This is a genomic window from Serpentinicella alkaliphila (assembly GCF_018141405.1).
Classification (GTDB): Bacteria; Bacillota; Clostridia; order Peptostreptococcales; family Natronincolaceae; genus Serpentinicella; species Serpentinicella alkaliphila.
On sequence record NZ_CP058648.1, the window covers coordinates 3045813 to 3065503 of the forward strand.

The 19691-nt window shown below is 29.8% G+C and carries 18 protein-coding genes, 1 tRNA gene and 1 riboswitch; of the genes, 8 read left to right on the top strand and 11 right to left on the bottom strand.

Features of this window, described 5'->3' with window-relative positions; genetic code table 11:
* Window positions 1-94: 94 nt before the first annotated feature.
* From HZR23_RS15530 to HZR23_RS15540, 3 genes are all read right to left on the bottom strand, one after another.
* Window positions 95-1837, bottom strand: a complete 1743-nt coding sequence (locus tag HZR23_RS15530) for a sigma 54-interacting transcriptional regulator (protein ID WP_132849013.1) — start codon at window positions 1835-1837, stop codon at window positions 95-97.
* A 69-nt stretch (window positions 1838-1906) separates the two neighbouring features.
* Window positions 1907-2344 (bottom strand): MarR family winged helix-turn-helix transcriptional regulator, encoded by a 438-nt coding sequence (locus HZR23_RS15535; protein ID WP_132849014.1) that lies wholly within the window; start codon window positions 2342-2344, stop codon window positions 1907-1909.
* Between the two features lie 457 nt (window positions 2345-2801).
* Window positions 2802-5228, bottom strand: coding sequence for an EAL domain-containing protein (locus tag HZR23_RS15540; protein ID WP_243098244.1), 2427 nt, complete (start codon window positions 5226-5228; stop codon window positions 2802-2804).
* 120 nt (window positions 5229-5348) lie between these two features.
* Window positions 5349-5436, bottom strand: a riboswitch (cyclic di-GMP riboswitch).
* Between the two features lie 264 nt (window positions 5437-5700).
* Between HZR23_RS15540 and HZR23_RS15545 the strand changes: the two genes are divergently transcribed.
* A complete protein-coding gene (locus tag HZR23_RS15545; protein WP_249536699.1) occupies window positions 5701-7233 on the top strand; it encodes a transposase in 1533 nt (510 codons plus the stop codon).
* Window positions 7234-7331: 98 nt separating this feature from the next.
* On the opposite strand, the gene HZR23_RS15550 is transcribed toward HZR23_RS15545, so the two are convergent.
* The 6 genes from HZR23_RS15550 to HZR23_RS15575 form a co-directional block, all read right to left on the bottom strand.
* Window positions 7332-7408 (bottom strand) — tRNA-Thr (locus HZR23_RS15550).
* 106 nt (window positions 7409-7514) lie between these two features.
* Window positions 7515-7997 carry a nucleoside recognition domain-containing protein gene (locus HZR23_RS15555; protein WP_207667900.1) on the bottom strand — a complete coding sequence of 161 codons (483 nt, stop codon included), beginning with the start codon at window positions 7995-7997 and terminating at the stop codon, window positions 7515-7517.
* Window positions 7994-8422 carry a nucleoside recognition domain-containing protein gene (locus tag HZR23_RS15560; protein WP_132848915.1) on the bottom strand — a complete coding sequence of 143 codons (429 nt, stop codon included), beginning with the start codon at window positions 8420-8422 and terminating at the stop codon, window positions 7994-7996. The genes HZR23_RS15555 and HZR23_RS15560 overlap by 4 nt, the downstream gene beginning before the upstream one ends.
* Window positions 8423-8490: 68 nt before the next feature.
* Window positions 8491-9699, bottom strand: coding sequence for an ABC transporter permease (locus HZR23_RS15565; protein WP_165913716.1), 1209 nt, complete (start codon window positions 9697-9699; stop codon window positions 8491-8493).
* Window positions 9696-10928: an ABC transporter permease gene (locus tag HZR23_RS15570; protein ID WP_132848917.1), complete on the bottom strand. Its 1233-nt coding sequence runs from the start codon at window positions 10926-10928 to the stop codon at window positions 9696-9698. Before HZR23_RS15570 ends, HZR23_RS15565 begins: the two co-directional genes overlap by 4 nt.
* A 70-nt stretch (window positions 10929-10998) precedes the next feature.
* A complete protein-coding gene (locus HZR23_RS15575; protein WP_132848918.1) occupies window positions 10999-12096 on the bottom strand; it encodes a DUF6583 family protein in 1098 nt (365 codons plus the stop codon).
* 265 nt (window positions 12097-12361) lie between these two features.
* Here HZR23_RS15575 and HZR23_RS15580 point away from each other — a divergent pair, with 265 nt between their 5' ends.
* Window positions 12362-12736 (top strand): hypothetical protein, encoded by a 375-nt coding sequence (locus tag HZR23_RS15580; protein WP_132848919.1) that lies wholly within the window; start codon window positions 12362-12364, stop codon window positions 12734-12736.
* A 53-nt stretch (window positions 12737-12789) separates the two neighbouring features.
* On the opposite strand, the gene HZR23_RS15585 is transcribed toward HZR23_RS15580, so the two are convergent.
* Window positions 12790-13293, bottom strand: a complete 504-nt coding sequence (locus HZR23_RS15585) for a thioredoxin family protein (RefSeq protein ID WP_132848920.1) — start codon at window positions 13291-13293, stop codon at window positions 12790-12792.
* 184 nt (window positions 13294-13477) lie between these two features.
* Between HZR23_RS15585 and ispH the strand changes: the two genes are divergently transcribed.
* The 3 genes from ispH (at window position 13478) to HZR23_RS15600 (ending at window position 16361) form a co-directional block, all read left to right on the top strand.
* A complete protein-coding gene (gene ispH, locus HZR23_RS15590; protein WP_132848921.1) occupies window positions 13478-14320 on the top strand; it encodes a 4-hydroxy-3-methylbut-2-enyl diphosphate reductase in 843 nt (280 codons plus the stop codon).
* 64 nt (window positions 14321-14384) lie between these two features.
* Entirely contained in the window at window positions 14385-15518 is a 1134-nt protein-coding gene (rpsA, locus tag HZR23_RS15595; RefSeq protein WP_132848922.1) for a 30S ribosomal protein S1, read from the top strand.
* A 75-nt stretch (window positions 15519-15593) separates the two neighbouring features.
* Complete coding sequence (locus HZR23_RS15600) at window positions 15594-16361, top strand: CheR family methyltransferase (protein ID WP_132848923.1); 768 nt, start codon at window positions 15594-15596, stop codon at window positions 16359-16361.
* A gap of 33 nt (window positions 16362-16394) precedes the next feature.
* On the opposite strand, the gene HZR23_RS15605 is transcribed toward HZR23_RS15600, so the two are convergent.
* The gene (locus HZR23_RS15605) at window positions 16395-17603 is read right to left on the bottom strand and encodes a pyridoxal phosphate-dependent aminotransferase (RefSeq protein WP_132848924.1); all 1209 of its coding nucleotides are present in this window, start codon (window positions 17601-17603) and stop codon (window positions 16395-16397) included.
* Window positions 17604-17802: 199 nt separating this feature from the next.
* On the opposite strand from HZR23_RS15605, the gene HZR23_RS15610 reads away from it, so the two are divergent.
* From HZR23_RS15610 to arr, 3 genes are all read left to right on the top strand, one after another.
* Window positions 17803-18447, top strand: a complete 645-nt coding sequence (locus tag HZR23_RS15610; protein WP_132848925.1) for an undecaprenyl diphosphate synthase family protein — start codon at window positions 17803-17805, stop codon at window positions 18445-18447.
* Between the two features lie 329 nt (window positions 18448-18776).
* Complete coding sequence (locus HZR23_RS15615; RefSeq protein WP_213050278.1) at window positions 18777-18914, top strand: hypothetical protein; 138 nt, start codon at window positions 18777-18779, stop codon at window positions 18912-18914.
* Between the two features lie 342 nt (window positions 18915-19256).
* Window positions 19257-19673: an NAD(+)--rifampin ADP-ribosyltransferase gene (arr, locus tag HZR23_RS15620; protein ID WP_132848926.1), complete on the top strand. Its 417-nt coding sequence runs from the start codon at window positions 19257-19259 to the stop codon at window positions 19671-19673.
* Window positions 19674-19691 lie beyond the last annotated feature (18 nt).

Sequence of the window (19691 nt, forward strand, 5' to 3'; positions counted from 1 at the left end):
GCCGCATATTTGCAACGAATCTTTTTTTATATTTAATATTTTCAACTTGTACATTGTGTTTTAACGGTTTAGTCAGGTTGTTGTAAAAATGCAACTAATTGTATTTATGCAACGACGTGTTTTTTTGATACTTCTTTCTTTTTCTTACATATGTTGAAGCGTCAATCCCTAATGCCTTTGCTGCATCTCTAACATTCCCAAACTTTTCGAAAGCCCTTTCTATTAGCTTTTTTTCAATTTTCCCTACAATATCTTTTAATGGAACTATTTCATCATGAATATCGACATCAACATAACCACTGGATATAGAAATCTTTTCTGGCAAGTCACTGCCTTGTATTTCATCTGTTGAGGTTATTACAGCTGTTCTCTCTACAATATTTCGAAGTTCTCTCACATTCCCTGGCCAATCATAATTTATAAGCTTATGAAATGCTTCTGATGAGAATCTTTTATGTAAATTATATTTTTTATTTATTTTATCAGTAAAAAAATAAATTAACGGTACAATATCTTTCTTTCGTTGCCTTAGTGGTGGGATATGTAGGGGTATTACATTTAACCTATAATATAGGTCCTCTCTAAAGAGATTTTCTTTAACCATTTTTTCTAAATTTCTATTAGTGGCGGCCAAAATTCTTACATTTATTTTGATAGGTTTAACTCCACCTATTCTAACTATCTCTTGTTCTTGCAATGCTCTAAGTAGTTTAACTTGTAGATCTAATGGCAATTCACCTATTTCATCTAATAAAAGAGTGCCACCCTCCGCTAATTCAAACAAACCTCTTTTACCCTCTTTATTTGCACCTGTAAATGCTCCCTTTTCATACCCGAACAACTCAGATTCAATTAATGTCTCTGGTATTGCCCCACAGTTAACCTTTATAAGCTGCTTATCTCTTCTCTTGCTATTTTGATGTATAAATCTAGCTACCTCTTCCTTACCTACTCCAGTTTCACCTAATAATAGAACTGTAATATCTACCTGAGAAACCCGTTTAGCAATTTCAAGTAATTCTAAAATCTTTTCATCCTCTGCAATCATATGATCAGTCTTCGTAATCTGTTTCTTCATTTCTTCAATAGTTGAGTAATATTTTTCAGTTAACTCTCTATTAATTTCTAATTGACTCCTAAGCTCTACCAATTCTGTTACATCTCTTATATTAGTTACCACCATTAAAATATTGCCTTCTTCATCAAAAATTGGGGTACCAGTTGCAAGAACTTTTTTTCTAGTACTAAATTCCTGCTCTATCGTTGTTACTGCCTGTCTTTTTAAGACTAGTAGGGTAACAGATTGTGAAATATATCCCTTTTTTACTAACTCTTTCATATTTTTGCCTAACATTTCTTTTCTATTAATACCGGTTATTCTTTCATATGCTTTATTTACCTTTAATGTATTCGCTTGTCCATCAGTTATATATATACCATCATAGGATGATTCTATGACTGCATCTAGTTCAAAAGAAAGGATTTTCATCTGTTTCACCCTATTTACTTCATCCTTCTTTACTATTCCTATAGGCTTTCCCTTATTGTCTATAACAGCTATGTACTCTTTCTCTATTTTGTTGATTTTCCTAATATTAGTGTTTTCATTCACTTTCTCATAATCATTGTAATTTACATTTAATAACAGAGTTTTATTCGAGCAGCCCTTTAGTATAAAGCTTATTAAATCTTTTTTCGTAACATAATTAAAACTATTATCACTATTAATAAAAATTACATCTATATCCTCTTTAGCAAACAGTTTCATTGCATCTTCTATTGTATTGCTATCTTTAAGGTACATAACTTTACTGCTCATTATTTCCTTAATCTGCATTTGATCACCTCGCCAGAAACGAATTTTTAATCTTTGATATTTTAAAAAACCACCAGTACAACTGGTGGTCTATTTTGATGTTCCAAAATTATTATTTAATTTTTTTAAAAGCCTTAAGAAGGTTTCTTTTTCTTCTGGAGTAAAGCCTTTATATGCAGTGGCAGAAACGTCCGCCGATATCTGCTCGAATTTGCCTTGAATTTCTCTACCTTTTTTAGAAAGGGTAATATAGGAAATACGTCTATCTTCTTGACATTCATCTTTTCTAATATATCCTAACTTAATTAATTTATTAACCAGAGCAGTAACAGTAGATTTATCTTTACCAACTAACTGACCAATCTCTTTCATATTCAGTTTCCCATTATTCTCATATAAGGCTCTTAAAATATTACCATAGGATGGAACCATATCATGAATTTCATACTCATACAATTTTTCTTCTATATACTTTGTCATCTTTTTCTTCGTTTTACTTATAAAATAAACTATATATTTATCTTTCATTTAATGTCCCCAACTTTTCATGTTAAATTTTCACTATATTTTATTATAACCTTCAAACCCTTTAATTTCAATAGAGATCCGTGAGTTTATTTACTATTCTAAAAATTTTAAAAATTCCTAATCCAATTAATAGGAAATATGTACTATAATTTTATCAAAATAACTAACAAAAAGACAAGTTTTTTATTTTGTGAATAAGATTATTACGTATTAATTTGATACAAAACTATTTGTTGACTATATTAGTTTGTTATCAAATTTAGTTTTTATTCAAAAATACTAAATATTGATTCTTTACTGATAGATACCCTAATGTTTATTTATAATTTTTTTATTTTACAGAATGAATAAATTAAAAATGTTTATACTATTAAATACCAAACATAAATTCATATTTAAAGTTTTTGAAAAGTAGTTGCTACCCCCCAATAGCAACTACTTTTCTTTATAGTTAACACTATCTTGAATAATTAATTTTTTCTAAAAGGTTATCATAATATATTTTTTCAACTGCTTCGACTTCTAATGGCCTACTAAATAAATAACCTTGAATATAATTACATTTGCTTATTTGTAACTGATTATATTGCTCTAAATCTTCTATTCCTTCTGCTACTACCTCTAAATCTAGGCTATGAGCTAAAGAAATTACTCCTTCAATTACTTTAGAATTATTTAGTTCTAGGTATCTATCGCTTAAAGTTTTATCAATTTTAAGTTTATCTACAGGTAAAAATGTAAGATAACTTAAAGATGAATAGCCAGTACCAAAATCATCCAATGCGATCTTAACCCCTAGAGACCTTAGTTGTTTTAAAAATTCTATTGTCTTATCTTTTCTTTCCATAAATAGACTTTCAGTTATTTCAATTTCAATGTATTTAGCTTCTATACGGTTTTCTTCTAGCTTATTCTTTAAAAATATGAAATAATCTTCATCATCTAATTGTACCGCTGAGAAATTTATTGCTATAGGTTTAATATCTAGACCTTTAATTTTCCAAGAATTAATTTGATTTATTACCTCTTCGGTTATCCACCTTCCAATCTCAATAATCATTCGAGTTTCTTCTGCTACTGGAATAAACTGCCCAGGGGATACATTTTCATCTTTAATTCTTAGTAGTGCTTCAAATCCAACTATATTTCCTGTAAATGTGCATACTTGGGGTTGATATAAAAGCTTAAACCCATTGTCTTTCAATGCCTTTCGAAGGATATTTTCAACTGTAATTTTTTGATTTACTTTATCTACCATCTCTTCACTAAAGAACATGTAGTTATTTTTACCGGTACTTTTTACGCTATATAAGGCCATATCAGCGTTCATAATCAACTGATCAACATTATTACTATTTATAGGATATAAAGTAACCCCTAGACTACAGGTTAAGTAAATATCGTGACCTTCTATTTCTAGCTTAGTACTTACGGCAGCCATAATTCTTATAACATAATTTTCTATTTTAGTAATATCATCTTCACCGGTTAAAAGGATTAAAAATTCATCACCACCAAATTTAGATAAATAGATATTTTCTTCTTTTATTTCCAAAAGATTATCCGCTACCTTTTGTAAAACCTTATCACCGAAAATATGACCCAAAGTATCATTAATCCCTTTAAAATTATCAATATCTAATATCATTACCGCACCACTTCTATTACTGTTTAACTCACTTTCCAGTTTTTCTGTAAACAGCCTTCTATTAGGTAGGTTTGTTAGTGGGTCGTGATAGGCTATATGACTTATATATTCTTCCTTCTCCTTTAATTGGTGAAAAGACTTATTAACCCTATAAATTAAATTATTAATTGTTGAGAATAGACCAATAAAAGTATCTCGTTCTGGTAATGGCAATATATAGTCTAGATTGTTTTCTATATCTATTTGCTTAATATTCTCGTCTAATTGTCTTATAGGTTGTATTACATTTCTTTTTTGAATCCAATAAAAAAACAATACCATTATAACTGTAATAATTGTAAAGCTTAATATGATAAAATATATGGAAGAATAAACATTTTCCATAGATAAACCTATACCTAAAATACCAATAATATCATTTCCCCTATAAATAGGAGCAGCAATTTCTAATACATTTTGACCTATTCTATCATAATGCCATATTACCCCTGAAAGTTTGCCATCAAGTGCATTTATGTATTCCTCATCATTTTCATATATAAGTCCTATATCCTCATAATCAGAGTCAGCTATAGCTTTTAAATTTTTGTCTAATATAAGGGCATAAAGAACCGTATCTTCATTAGCTAAGCTATCTACTATTTGCTGATAGCTAAATGAATTTGTGAGCTCCTGAATTTTACTAGCTATAATCCCTACCTGAGCAAATGCTCCTTCACTATCTTTAAAGTATCCATATTTAAAATGATTTCCTATTATAGTACAGGCTCTTATTTCTTCAACTAATTCTAAATCATCACTACTTTTAAAATATTGTACATTATGATCTGCTGGGGGAGTCCAACCGATGTGTTCTTTTAAGTTTGAGTATACTACACTCCCCTGAGGGCTATACCAATTTATTTCATCTATGTTAAAATCCTCAGCAATCTTTATTAAGAGCTCATTACTTAAATTTTCTCTATTTTTTAGAACAGTTTTTCCTGATAATTTAATTTTATCATCTATTAAATTATTAATTATTTCAACTGATAAAATACCACTACTTATTTTCTTAGTGGTTATCTTAGCCATATTTATACCATCTTGTTCTAATTGCTTAATTAGTAGGTTTTTGCTTATAAAATAACTGGCTAAACTTACAGTTAAAATAGCTATAACCCCTATCAGTAATGGCCAATATATTAATTTATTCTTATTTACGGTGCTGTTTTTTAGGTTATTAACTTTTGACATAGCTCTTTCCCCTTATTAGTAGAGTTGTACAATCAAATTTAAGTTAACTATAAAAAGAAGCACTGTAATCAGTGCCAAATATCAAAACAAATTTTATATTAAATAAAGTTTTGTTTACGTTTTGGCAACCTGGCAATCATAGGCTAATATAACCCTTAGACCCAAGGCTTTGCGTCCCTATCTTTCAATAAGTTTGCTATTTTCATCGTGTACTTTAAGTATATTAAATATTAACTAGTTTAGCAACATTTTACATCAAAATAGTTAAGAAATCTGTCGTATTTTGTCGATACAAATCGGTATATATTGGTATATTTGTATATAATTCATGAGTTATGCAGTTCGTGTAAATAAATGTAAATAAGACTGATGTATCGTATATTATAATATACTAAAAAATATTTTTGTTTTATATGTCTTGAAATAGCAAAAAAGACTTGACTTTTTAAACCCGCCCCAATAATCAAAGTGAATGGTATTAATAGCCATTACTCTTGATGAATGGGTGATAAATATGACTCTTGGGAAACCGAAATATAGAAATTTACAACAAGGAAATGGGGGCGGAACGCCAGTTTTAAAAGCAATTTGGGATAAATTTGATTTTTCACTTCTGCTTACGCAATCGGGTATTGTAAAACGTAATGGTGTACCCACTTGGCTTATTGCTTTTGCTTATGTGGTAGGACTTATTGCTAATAAAAATTCTGTCTCACGTATTTCTGATTATGCTACTAAGGATAGCTTATTACAACCGATGTTTCGGAATCTTAAAATGGCTCAATATACCTTTAGCCGCTTTTTTACAACTGATTATAATTGGGGTTTATTTAGTTTTAAAAGAGTACAAAGACTACAACAAGAAGAAGAAACTGCATTTACTGAAGGAGATGTTATTGTACTTGATGATACAAAGGTGGCTCATGCCCATGGAAAGAAAATCCCTTTCCTTTGTTGGTTATATGATAGCTCCATTAAAATAAATATCTGGTGTATGAATATAGTTGCTACAACTGTTGTATTAAAGAACGGACTTAAATATCCATTGTTTTGGCGTATTTGGCGTAAGGTAGAAAATAGCGATGAAAAACAGACAAAAATAGATCTTTCAAAAGAAATGCTAATGGATATTCGCCGGATTTACACAGGGGTACTATGGGTTGCCATGGACCGCTGGTTTTTATGCAAAGACTTTTTTAATTGGCTCACAGATCATCAATATGATTGGGTTACTAAGGCAAAACGTAATACAGCACTTTATCGAAAAGAAATTGAGAATATTACAGGCCGAGAACGCTTTATCCCTGTAAAGCCTTCAATGCTTATTAAAGAAGTTTTTTTCAAACTTCTTATTAGTGGTGCCAAAGATAAAGTAAGTGCTATATCCATACCTAATATTTATATCAAGTTACCCTACCGTTTAGTTGGAAAGCAGGGTAAAGTAGTAACTAAGTATCGTTATACGCCTATTGCAGCAGTTGTAGCTACAAGACTCAAAGAAGATACTGAAATGATGAAGGATGAATTTGAGAAAAACAAAGAGGTTGCAGCTACATATCGTGGGGCTTACCTTTTGATTAGTAATAGGGTCGATAATCCTGAAGAAGCTTTAGATGCATATATTAAGCGTTGGAGCATTGAGGTTTTTTTTAGAACTGCAAAACAAGAACTGGGGTTGAATTCTTGCCACTCAACGTCGGAAAGTCATCATTACGCCCATATTGAGCTCATTTTTACAGCAGAAACTTTACTTGTCTATGCAAGATGGGAACTCAATAATAAAGGCGCTGAAGAAGGCTTCACCCACGGCGAAATGGTCCGAAACTTTTTCAACGCCACATACCGTATCGTTATAAAAGCACAGCAATGCTTTCAAACTATACAAGTACATTTTGACACAGAAGTTAGGCAATTTGCAAGACTTATTGATAAATTTTGGCCGAAGAATTTATTGTTAGGTTGGTTTACTGTGCAAAATTCCCAGTATATGGAGTCAACTGCATAACTCATGTATAATTAAATTAACGTATGATTAGTAAGCAAAAAATAGCAAATGCACCCCATGATACTCTTCATCAAAAGGCGCATTTTAGAGAATTTTATTGGAGCTGATGATGGGACTTGAACCCACGAACCTCTTCCTTACCAAGGAAGTGCTCTACCGCCTGAGCTACATCAGCACATATATTTATGGGACAAATCAAATCCCATAAATGAAATTATATAATAATTTTTTTTGTATGTAAATACTTTTTGACAATATAGTATTTGTGAATTATTCACATATTATTCATTTATAACTATGCATTCTTCCTTTTGTATGCTATTCTCTTCATCCTCTATTTTTCTTTTAGCCAATACATAAGTTAATAAAATTGCTGAAATAAGTCTGACCCCTAATAAAAAATAGCCGTTAGCACCCACTGCAACGAAAATTAGAGTATCCTCTATAACAGCATGACAAGTAATTAGAAATACAGATATTAAAAATAAATCTCTATAGGATATATCTCCTTCTTTAGAACTTTGAATAATAACTCCTGCTCCATAGGAAATACCAAAAATGACCCCAACTAATAGTGGAAATACTGCATCTACAGAAATATTAAATAGCTTTGTCACAAATCTAAACATATTTGCTATTTTATCTAAAACCTTAAAATCCTTCAATATTTGGAGTCCTATCATAATTGGAAATACAATCATTGCTATAGAGTAAACTGAGTTAAAGCTTCCTATAATACCTTCTTTTAAAATTTCAATAATCATAATAGTCCTCCTAATTGACCTACAACTATCCCTGATATCACGGCTAGCCCAACTCTTATTAAAACAACCTTTTTTACCCCTATACCTAATTTTTTAGTAACTGCCGTCTCGATTAATAGTGAATGTGAGAAAGAAAGCATTATTGAGATTACAGTCACTTCCATGGTACTTAGATTAATTGCACTTATTGCACCTATAGCTGCATAAATATTTAAAACATTCCCTAGGACCAGAATTATAGCTGCCTCACCTGGTAAATTGAATAGGGTCATAAGTGGTGTAAACAGAATAGTAATCCAATCAATTACAGGTGTATATTTCAATATTGTAACTATTAAGTATACAGGGACTACCACTTTTCCTAACATCCAAGTAGTTTCTATCCCTTTTATAAATCCTGTTTTTATTGATTTTATTAATATCATTAAATGAGCTTCCTCCTTAAGCTAGACGTTATCTTTAATAAATTATAATAATTATAGCAGTTTAAACATTATATTTCACCTTGAATAATTATAGAAAGCTTTTTAGCGCTATAACGAATAAGTAGAATGCTAATAGTAATTATTAATAGGGAATATGCTATTACCTCAAAATAAGCCCCGATTCTAGTAAGTTTAATAATGTATAAAAATAGACCTTGAGGAGTAAATAGAGCTATGTACTGAAATGGACGGGAAAGAAGTTCTACTGGCCAAAAACATCCTCCAACAATTGATGTTAGAATAACTACTATTGAATAATAACTATTTAAACTCTCTGTAATATTCATCCTAATTGCTATAGTCATTACTATAGACGAAATATAGATGCTATATAAAAGCATTATAATAAAAAAGGAGTAAATCGGAATACCATAGAAGATATTAAATACCTTACTAAAAATTAAATGTAAAATTAAAATTTGAACAATTAAAAAGAACATCATTGATAATAGATAGCCTAGTATAATTTCCATTTCACTTAGGGATAAATATAGTCTTATTAAAGTTCCCTCTCTTTTTTCTGTTACTATTGTTGTAAATATATACCCTAATGATAATACTAGGAAAGTTATAATTATACCAATATATCCTGAGCCTAATCCCATATTCCCTAGACTATCCCCACCAATTTCAACAGCACCATTAATTTGCCTATGTTTAAGTTTCATTAGTTGTTCCGGATACCAATAAGACTCAGAAGTATCAAAAACATTTTGCCACAGTACATCTTTACTAAGATATGTTATACCTCTCCATTCATATTCACTTACAACTATATTAGCTGCTCTAGCATTACTCAATAATCTAACAACACCACTAGCAATTATTTCACTAATTGTATCTGCACCTATGGCAGCTCCTGACTTTAGCACTGTTATTTTAGGATATTTATCTCCTTTAATTAGTTCTTCAAACCCATGTTCAATAATATATGCTCCCTCAATTTTATTTTTTCTTATTAGTTCTCTAGCATTTTCTTCATTTGTTTCCAAAACAGAAATAACATCATTTTCTTTAATAAGAGAAATCAAAATTTTAGAATATCCACTAATATCCTTATCAACAACTGCTATCGGAACTGTGCTTACAGTATTAGGGCTATAAATATATGAAATTAAATATATCAATATTAAAGGAAAAAGAAATAGAGAGACTATATTTCTAGGTGATTTTAGTATTAGCTTAATTCTTAGTTTCGCAATAAGTAGAGCTTTCAACTTTTTCCACACCTTTCCTTATATGTCAATGTCGTAATAGAAGCAATGAAGAACATAATAGTTACTAATGCTAGTACCATTAAAGATGTATGAACATCCTTCTGATTATTTGTAAATATCCCTATAAACCCATTCAAAGCCCAATAATTAGGTGTATATCTAGATAGTATTGTTATATTATCAGGTAAATATATTGTAGGTATGAAGCTACCACCTATAATTGCCATAATTAAAATAAATGAATTACCCATAGTAACATATTTATCTTCAGAGCCTATATACAATGATGCAAATAAACCTAAGGAAATAACTGAACAGTTTACTAGAACAAATAACAAAATTAATAATAGAAATTCTTTGTTAATATTTGTATTTAATATAAACAATGTAATTATTAAAATAAAGGAAGATTGGATCAATATTTTACAAAATAAATATATATATTTTCCTAATAAATATTTGAATCCACTAACACCACCTAAGCGTAATCTCTTAAAAACTAAATTATTCCGTTCATAGATTACCTCTTTTCCACCTGTTATTGCAATAAACATTGTTAAAAGTACTAAAACAGAAAAAAGATAAAATTCCATAGATGATATATTATTAATACTCAATATAGTTTCCTTATTCAATACATTACTTCTGGCTAAATAGACTCTAAATGTAATATCATTTATTACTGAGTCAATTTTTTTAGATTTCTCTTCATATGACATGTCTGTCATTCCATAGTAATCCCACACTGCATTTACAGCACTTTGACCAGCTGATACACTTTTCATATAACTATTAAGTAAGGATTCAATTACTTTTGACTGAACCGGACTTGCACTATTAGTTATCAGCTGTACAGGATAATTCCTTCCAACCTCTAAACTATTTATAAAGCCCTTGGGTATAATTATTGCTGCCATCGCATTATTATTTTCCACAGTTTTTTCAGCTTCTTCAACATTCTGAAGAACTAATATATCTAAAATGTTTTTTATATTTTGATCCTCAGATACTTGATGCAGTAAAAGGTTTGATAGAGGATGTGCATCTTCATTTACTACAACCACATTAGCTTTATTTATAAATAATCCCTCTTTAAAAAGGAAACTAAGACCATTTGAAATAGAAACTATTGTGATTAGACTTGCAAAAGTAACTAACAAAAGCTTTTTATATGCCCTTAACCCGTCTCTTTTCATATCTTTCATTGCAATTAATAAAATTTGATGCATTTACCCACCTCATAAATAGATTTACTATAAAAAAAAGACTGGCGTTAACCAGTCCCTATATAAATTTAGTCTAGTAGTATACATTTCCTAAGTACATAAAAAGCAACTCATAAAAATCTACACTATTTGTTTCATTTAATTCTGGTATTTCTATAGTTAAAGGTTGATTTATATTCCATGCGTCAGTTTCAACAAATAAATCAAATAAAACAGATGTTTCATTGTCCCTAAAATTTAATGAAATATCAGAAACCGCTTTAACAATATTCGATTTATCATTAATATATAAACTCATCTTTATAGAAGTGTTATCGAAATCGATAACTTCTTTGATTTGTTCAAATACTTTATCGAAATCACCGTCAAAATTTTGGTCTATTTCTCTTCTCAATGAGTTTAAGTCATTATCAAACTCAGCTCTTGTCATATATGGATTTGAAATAGTTACTAGTTCAAATAAAAGGTCAGCAAATTCAGGATCATTTATCATTGTATATGCATTTGTGAAAATATCTTTTAATTCGGTTTCTCCAATATTAATATCAATTTCAGTTGCATTAGTATTTGAATTTGCAATAGTTATTTCTTTTTTTCCATTATTTTTAAACATACTTTCTTCAAGTAAATCTAAATACATTTCAACTATTTTTGTTGCAAGCTTAACCATTTCCTCATCATTTCCGAATAAATCCACCTGTTCTTGACCAAGCTCTTCCATTAATTTATCAGAGTCTATAACAACATATCCTGTCGCTAATCTAGGATCATTCATCATCATACCAAGAATTGGAACATTTAGAGCAATAACTCTATCATTAATAAACATTTTACCTTCAAATGACATTCCACCAATGTTTACATTTGCATTAATTTCAGCTTTTTTCGCAGCAGTATCAGTTTTACCATTTAGTACAATTCTTGAGTTATTAAGCATATTTGAAATAAAGTCAAACTGAGGATCATTAACATTTGTACCACTTAAACTCATTGACATATCTACTTTGAATTCTTGTGTTTTAACATCTAAATCATTCATAAAAGCATCATATACCATCTCTTTTGGAGTTTTCACGACACCGCTAGTGCTTTTGCTCCCACACCCAACTAATACAGTTGTTATCATTAGTAAAGCAACAAATAATGATAACATTTTTCTCTTGTTAAACATTATATTCCCCCCCATTTTTTAAATCCGTTACTATAATAACACATATGTAAAATTTTGTCTATTGGCATGCAGCACTATTACTTTTATGTCATATTTTTAGAATAAAAATAATTGACTGTTTTTTACTAATGTAGCCATAAAAAAGTTTTCTTTTGAATATGTATTAATGTAGTTACCTCTGTTACATTGTTTGCTAAATTATTCTTTCAAAATAATTAATCTTAGCCCTTTAAATAACTATTTATTACCTGAAAGGAGGCTTTATATGGTAGACGCTCTAGGTTGGCTAAATTCAGTACTAATTATTTTTATGGTACTTATATATCCACTTAAAAGAATGTATCTAAAAAAACGAAAACCAGAGTTATTAGCCCTTTATAAAAGTGCTCGAAATTATCATCCTCTTCTAGGCTTTACTATTGTACTAATAGGACTAATTCATGGTTTTATGGCATTAGGAACTATACGACTACATACGGGCACTTTAGTACTCTTTACGGTAATTTTTATGGGATGCATTACTACTTTCGGAAGAAAAAAAATACTTTTTAGTAAAACTTGGTTGAAACTACATAAGACTTTAATTCCTTTACTTTTCGTATTTATAATAATTCACATTTTCTTTAGAAATATTATTTAGCTAAATAAGTCCTAACTAACCGATTTGTTCTTTAAAATCGGTTAGTTTTTTCTTTATACTATTATACTTAATACTTCCTCAATAGTATCTATTGAGTATCCCCCTTTATTATACTTCCGCTTAGCTATAATAACTTGTAGTTCATTACCTGTATTAATTACCCTCTTTAGTGTTTTAGGTGTTTCTATAAAGGCACCTAACTCATTAAATTCCTCATCTAACACCACAAAAGTTGGTATTCTTATCTTACCTTCATATTTATATTTTTCCATCACTTCTTCATTCCCTTCTCTAGGGACAATTCTCATCTGTATATTAGAATTAATTTCTGTTAACTTAAAAAGGCAGGGTACGTTTATCTTGCAATCAGGACACCATATTTCAGCAAAACTTAATACATTTATTCTTTTCTTAATAAGCTTAATAGAATTAATTAATGTACCATCTATAATAATATTATTATATGTGTTAAGGATTAAGTCCCTGTTAATATCCCCATCAAGATTAATAAATGTTTGGAAATCTACACCCTTTTCGAAAAGTTCTTTCAAAATCATATATTATTCCTCCCCTTTAACATTTAACATATTTATATTATATCATTATTTGTTTAATACTTAGTAATTAGATATAATTATTACTGTAATAAAATTTATTAAAATTCTAACAATACTATTAAAAATTGAAGGATTTATTATTTTTTTATCGAATACTGTAAAAGTTGTATTTTAAGGAGGACATATGAAAGTTATATTAGCTGAGCATTCGGGATTTTGTTTTGGAGTTGAAAAGGCAATTAACACTGTTTTTTCTAAAATGAATGAAGAAAATATAGATAAGAGATTATATACCTTAGGACCATTAATTCATAATACCCATGTAGTAAATGAGTTAGAAAAAAAAGGCATTAAAGCGGTTGATGACTTAGATGATATTAGTAATGGTATTATTATCATTCGCTCCCATGGTGTTCCTGAGGAAGTTTATGAAAAAGCCAAATTAAAAGGCTTAGAAATCGTAGATACTACATGCCCTTATGTTAAAAGAATTCAAAATATAGTAAAAGATTATTATTTAATAGGTTATACTATAATTATAGTTGGAAGTCCAGATCATCCTGAAGTTATTGGTATTAATGGATGGTGCAATAACGAGGCAATTATAATAAACTCTATTGACCAGACAAAAAATATTTCATTTATAGATAAGATATGTTTAGTATCCCAAACTACAATGCCAATTGAACTGTTTTGTGAGATAAGTAAAGACTTAGAAAATAAAACTAATGATATTAAAAAGTTCGATACTATCTGCACAGCAACAAAGCGTAGACAAGATTCTACGAGAAACTTAGCTAAAGAAGTAGATGCAATGGTAGTAATTGGAGATAATCATAGCTCTAACACTAAGAAGTTATTGGAAATTTGTCATAGTATTAATCCAGACGCTGCCTTTCTTATTCAGTCAAAGGATGAACTTCCAATAGATCAGTTAAAAAAATATAATGTTATTGGTGTAACAGCTGGTGCCTCTGCACCTAGCTGGATAATAAAAGATATTGTTGAAATATTAAAAGAAATATAGTAAATTTATAAGTATGTTAATTTATGTGTAAGTTACATATTTATTATAATAAGGAGGCAATCTCATGATTAACGAAATGGAAAGCTTTATGGAGGAAATAGAAAAATCTATGCGTGTTCCTCGTCGTGGAGAAATAATAACAGGAAAGGTTATTAACGTAACTGCTAATGAAATAGCTGTAAATATAGGTTATAAATCTGACGGTGTTATTCCAAGGGATGAAATTTCAAATGACGATTCTGTAGACCCAAGAGAATTAGTTAAACCAGGTGATGAAATAAGAGTTTATGTAATTAAAAGTGATGATGGGGAAGGAAACATCTTACTTTCTAAAAAAAGAGTGGATGCAGAAAAAGGATGGGAAGACCTTCAAAAAATACAAGAATCTCAATCTATAGTTGAAGCAAAAGTAACTGAAGCTGTAAGAGGTGGAGTTATTGCTATAGCAAGAAATGTAAGATGTTTTATCCCAGCAAGTCAATTATCTGATAGATATGTTTCAAATCTTGATGAATTTGTAGGAAAAACTTTTAACACAAAAGTAACTGAGATAGATAGAAAGAAAAATAAAGTAGTTTTAACAAGAAAAGCAGTATTAGAAGAAGAAAACAAAAAGAATAAAAAAGAAATTTATAGTACTTTAGAAAAAGGCAAGGTTTTATTAGGTACTGTTAGACAAATAACTAACTTTGGTGCTTTTATTGATTTAGGCGGACTTGACGGTTTAGTTCATATCTCTGAATTATCTTGGGGAAGAGTTAAACATCCATCTGAAATTTTAAAAATTGGTGACCAAGTTAAAGTTGAAGTACTAGATTTTGATAAAGAAAAAGATAAAATTTCTTTAAGTATTAAAAGCACGCTAGTAGCACCATGGGACAATATCCAAAATGAACTTAACGTAGGCGATATTGTAACAGGTAAAGTTGTTAGACTAGCAGACTTCGGTGCATTTATTGAACTTAAGCCTGGATTAGATGGACTAGTTCATATTTCTCAAATTAGTACAGACCATATTGCTAAGCCATCAGATAGATTAAAAGTTGGTGAATCAGTTAAAGTAAAGGTACTAGACATTAATACAACAGATAAACGTATAAGCTTAAGTATTACTGCAGCTAACGAACCTGTTGAAGAAAAAATTGAATATAATAATGATGATACATCAGTTACTATAGGTGATGTTATAAAGAAATAAAGAGTCCTAGACTCTTTATTTTTTTATGCTATAATTGATTTATACAATAAAACCATGTTCAAAAGGGGAGATTTTATGGACGGATATGAAATTTTTAAACAGAAGGTATACAAAAAAACGGGGATTGATTTATCTTCCTATAAAGAACGTCAAATGAAAAGAAGAATTGAGTCTCTAATGCAAAGAAATGGATTTAATGATTTCGATAACTATTTTAATGCATTTACTAATTCAAAGATATTTGATGAGTTTATAAATTACCTTACTATAAACGTATCTGAGTTTTATCGTAATCCTCAACAGTGGGATGTTCTAGAAGCTGAAGTATTCCCGATTCTATTAAAAAATAAATCAAATATTAAAATATGGAGTGCAGCCTGCTCAACTGGAGAAGAGCCTTATTCTTTAGTTATGCTATTAACAAAATTTCTACCTTTGAATCAAATTAATATTATAGCTACGGATATTGATTTAGGTGCAATAAATAAGGCAAAAGTAGGCCTCTATACTGCAAAGAGTGTTGCGAACCTACCCAAAGTACATATTGATAAATACTTTACTCAAGTAAGCGATAGCTATAAAATAAGTGAAAGTATTAAGAGTAGAGTTACATTTGAGCAGCACAATTTATTAAAGGATACGTACCCAAAAAATTGTGATTTAATAATTTGTAGAAATGTTATGATTTATTTTACTGAAGAAGCTAAGCATGAAATTTATCATAAATTCCATGATTCCTTAGTAAAGGATGGCATTCTTTTTGTTGGAAGTACAGAACAAATCATATTACCTAATAGATACAATCTAGCCCCTATAAAGACATTTTTCTATAAAAAAATGTAATTATTCTATAATAAATGTTAAAAAACATGTTTCCTATTTAGGTAACATGTTTTTATTATTTAAATACTGAATCAAACCCTTGTTGAGTATTTCCATAGCACTAATTAAGTCTTCTTCCTTTAATATATATGCAATTCTAACCTCATCATTCCCTAATCCTGGTGTTGAGTAGAAGCCTTTGGCTGGTGCCAGCATTACTGTTTCATTGTTAATACTAAAGTCCTTTAAAAGAAAAATTGAAAAGTCTTCTGCATCTTCTATAGGTAGCTTTGCTATTACATAAAATGCACCTGTAGGTTTTCTGCATATTACATTAGGTATATTATTCAAAGATTGATAAATAATATCTCTTCTCTTTTCATATTCCTTATTTACTGATTTAAAATAGTTCTCTTGTGTATTGTAAAGTTGTATAGCTCCTATTTGCATAAGTGTTGGTGCACACAAACGACTTTGACAAAGCTTTAATATTTGTGCTATTAGTTGCTTATTTTTACTGGCTATACACCCTATTCTAGCCCCACATGCACTAAATCTTTTAGAAATACTATCAATTATAACTACTCTATCTTCTGTTTCCTTCACATTTGCAAAACTGAAGAATTCTAAACCATCATAAACAAATTCCCTGTAAACTTCATCAGAAATAATAAAAAGATTATGCTCTATAGCTATTTCACACAATAATTTTACTTCTTCCTTAGTATATACTACCCCCGTTGGATTTCCAGGGTGTGATACCATTATAGCCTTCGTTTTGGGAGTTATGAAACCTTCTATATAGCTTTTTAGTGGCAAATGAAATCCTTCCTCAGCTCTACAGGTAACCGGCACTATATTAACGTCTACTGCAGAACAGAAGCTATTATAATTGGCATAGAAAGGTTCAGGAACTAAAATCTCATCACCAGCATCTGCTATGGCGATAATAGAAAATTGTAGTGCTTCAGATCCCCCATTTGTAATTAATATTTCGTCTTCTTCGAAATCGATTTCGTATCCTTTGTAGTATTGAATAATTGATTGGATTAGCTCCGGTATTCCTTCCGATGGCGAATACGCAAGTACTTTTTCACTGTAGTTTGTTACAGTTTCCATAAAGGCGGGCGGTGTTAGTATGTCTGGCTGTCCAATATTTAAATGATAAATCTTTTTTCCACTTTTTTTAGCAGCAACAGCATATGGTGCTAGCTTTCTTATTGGTGATTCCTGCATAGATATAATCCTGCTAGATAAGTTCATAAAATAAAGTCCCCTGTCCTATAATAATTATAATAGTTTTAAACCTAATTATAATATATTCTAAGACTTTTACCGTATTATTTCAACAATTTTTTTAATATTCTTATTAGTATTAATTATTAAATTTTCTATTGATATGTATCTTAATGAAATATATGTCAATAATAGAAATATATTTTAATTTTTAGGAGGATAAGTAATGCGAATACCTAATCACATCGGCATTATACCTGATGGCAATAGAAGATGGGCCGAAAACCAAGGTCTAACAAAAGAAAAAGGCTATGATTTAGGACTAGACCCTGGTATGGACATGTTTCGTATATGTAAAGAATTGGGTGTTAAAGAAATTACATACTATGGCTTTACTGTAGATAATACAAAGCGTCCAACAGTTCAGCGACTGGCATTTACTAACGCATGCATTAAGGCAGTTCAAATGTTAGCAAAAGAGGATGCTGCTTTATTAGTTTTAGGAAACTCAGACTCCCCTATGTTTCCTAAGGAACTGCTACCTTTTAGGGAGCGTAAAACCTTTGGTAAAGGGAGTATTAAAGTCAACTTCCTAGTTAACTACGGTTGGCAATGGGACTTAGCTAAGCTTAATGAAGAAACAAATAACTCCAAGCTAAACTGTTATAAATATATTAATTCTAATGATATTTCAAGAATTGATTTAATTATTAGATGGGGTGGTAGAAGACGTCTTAGTGGATTTCTACCCGTTCAATCTGTATATGCGGATTTCTTCGTAGTAGATGAATATTGGCCTGACTTTAAAGAACAACATGTGCATGATGCTTTAAAATGGTATAGCGAACAAGATATAACCTTAGGTGGTTAACGAGAAGTCTTGCAATAATGCAGGACTTCTTTTTTATTTATTTTAAGAAAATAAATTCATTTTCTTTTAAACAATTAAGTGTGATATAGCTAAAATAAGAAAATATTGTTACTATATATAGTCTGAAAAGTTAGATATAATTACTCTGTTAATATAGTCGATTAACTATAATTAAGTTACTATATTAATTTCAATTCTTATAATTACTATACTTTCAATTTCATTTGTGATAGTGAATCCACCACTCAACTCTAATGATATATCTTATGAGTGGAATTGGTAACGTGTCAATTTATGAGTTGCGAAATCCCTGCAAAAGTAGAGCTAGGGTGGTAAGTAGAAGTTTTCATATGGTAGCAGGTGCAGGTATTGATGAAGATTCTGATATTACTTTTCATAATATCGATGCATACAGAATTAAACAAGAACCTAATAGAGAAAAAAGAGAGCAGTTTATAAGAATGTGAGAAAGAAATACAATATCTCACTATGATTTAAAAGTTTCACATCACAACACAGTAGAATCCATTACTATAAAATAAGGTGTTCTGGGATTCCTCTTAAGTTTTCTCAAATTACTACACCTTCAACTTATTAAAAGTCTATTTATAAGTGTGCAACTACAATAAGTGTGATCAATTGCGCATCTGGATAAGAATGTGCATAAATCACTAATTGAATTGGTAATTGCCGTTCAAAACACTCTCTACTAATATTATACCATTATTTACATATTATTTCGAGACTACTTTTCTTATAATTTCTACACTATAATGTTATACATAAACTAAAATAAGAGGTGGATCAATATGCATAACAAACAGGATGTGTTAGATAATGGACCTTTCTTTCATGGTACTAAAGCAGAACTAAAAATTGGAGATCTATTAGTACCACAACACTTATCAAATTACCAAGATAAAAAGTCCAACTATATATACTTTACTGCAACATTAGATGCGGCTAAATGGGGTGCTGAATTAGCAACATCTGACTTAAAGGAAAGGATTTATATTGTCGAACCGTTAGAAGATTTCGAAAATGATCCGAACTTAACTGACAAAAGATTTCCTGGTAATCCTACACGATCATATAGGTCTAAATCTCCTTTAAAAATAGTAGCTGAATTAGGTTCATGGGAAAGACATTCCGATGAAGAGATAAACAATATGCTTACAACTTTAAAAAAACTAAGGGAACAAGGGAAAGCTATAATATACGATTAATACTTGAGAATCTTCAAA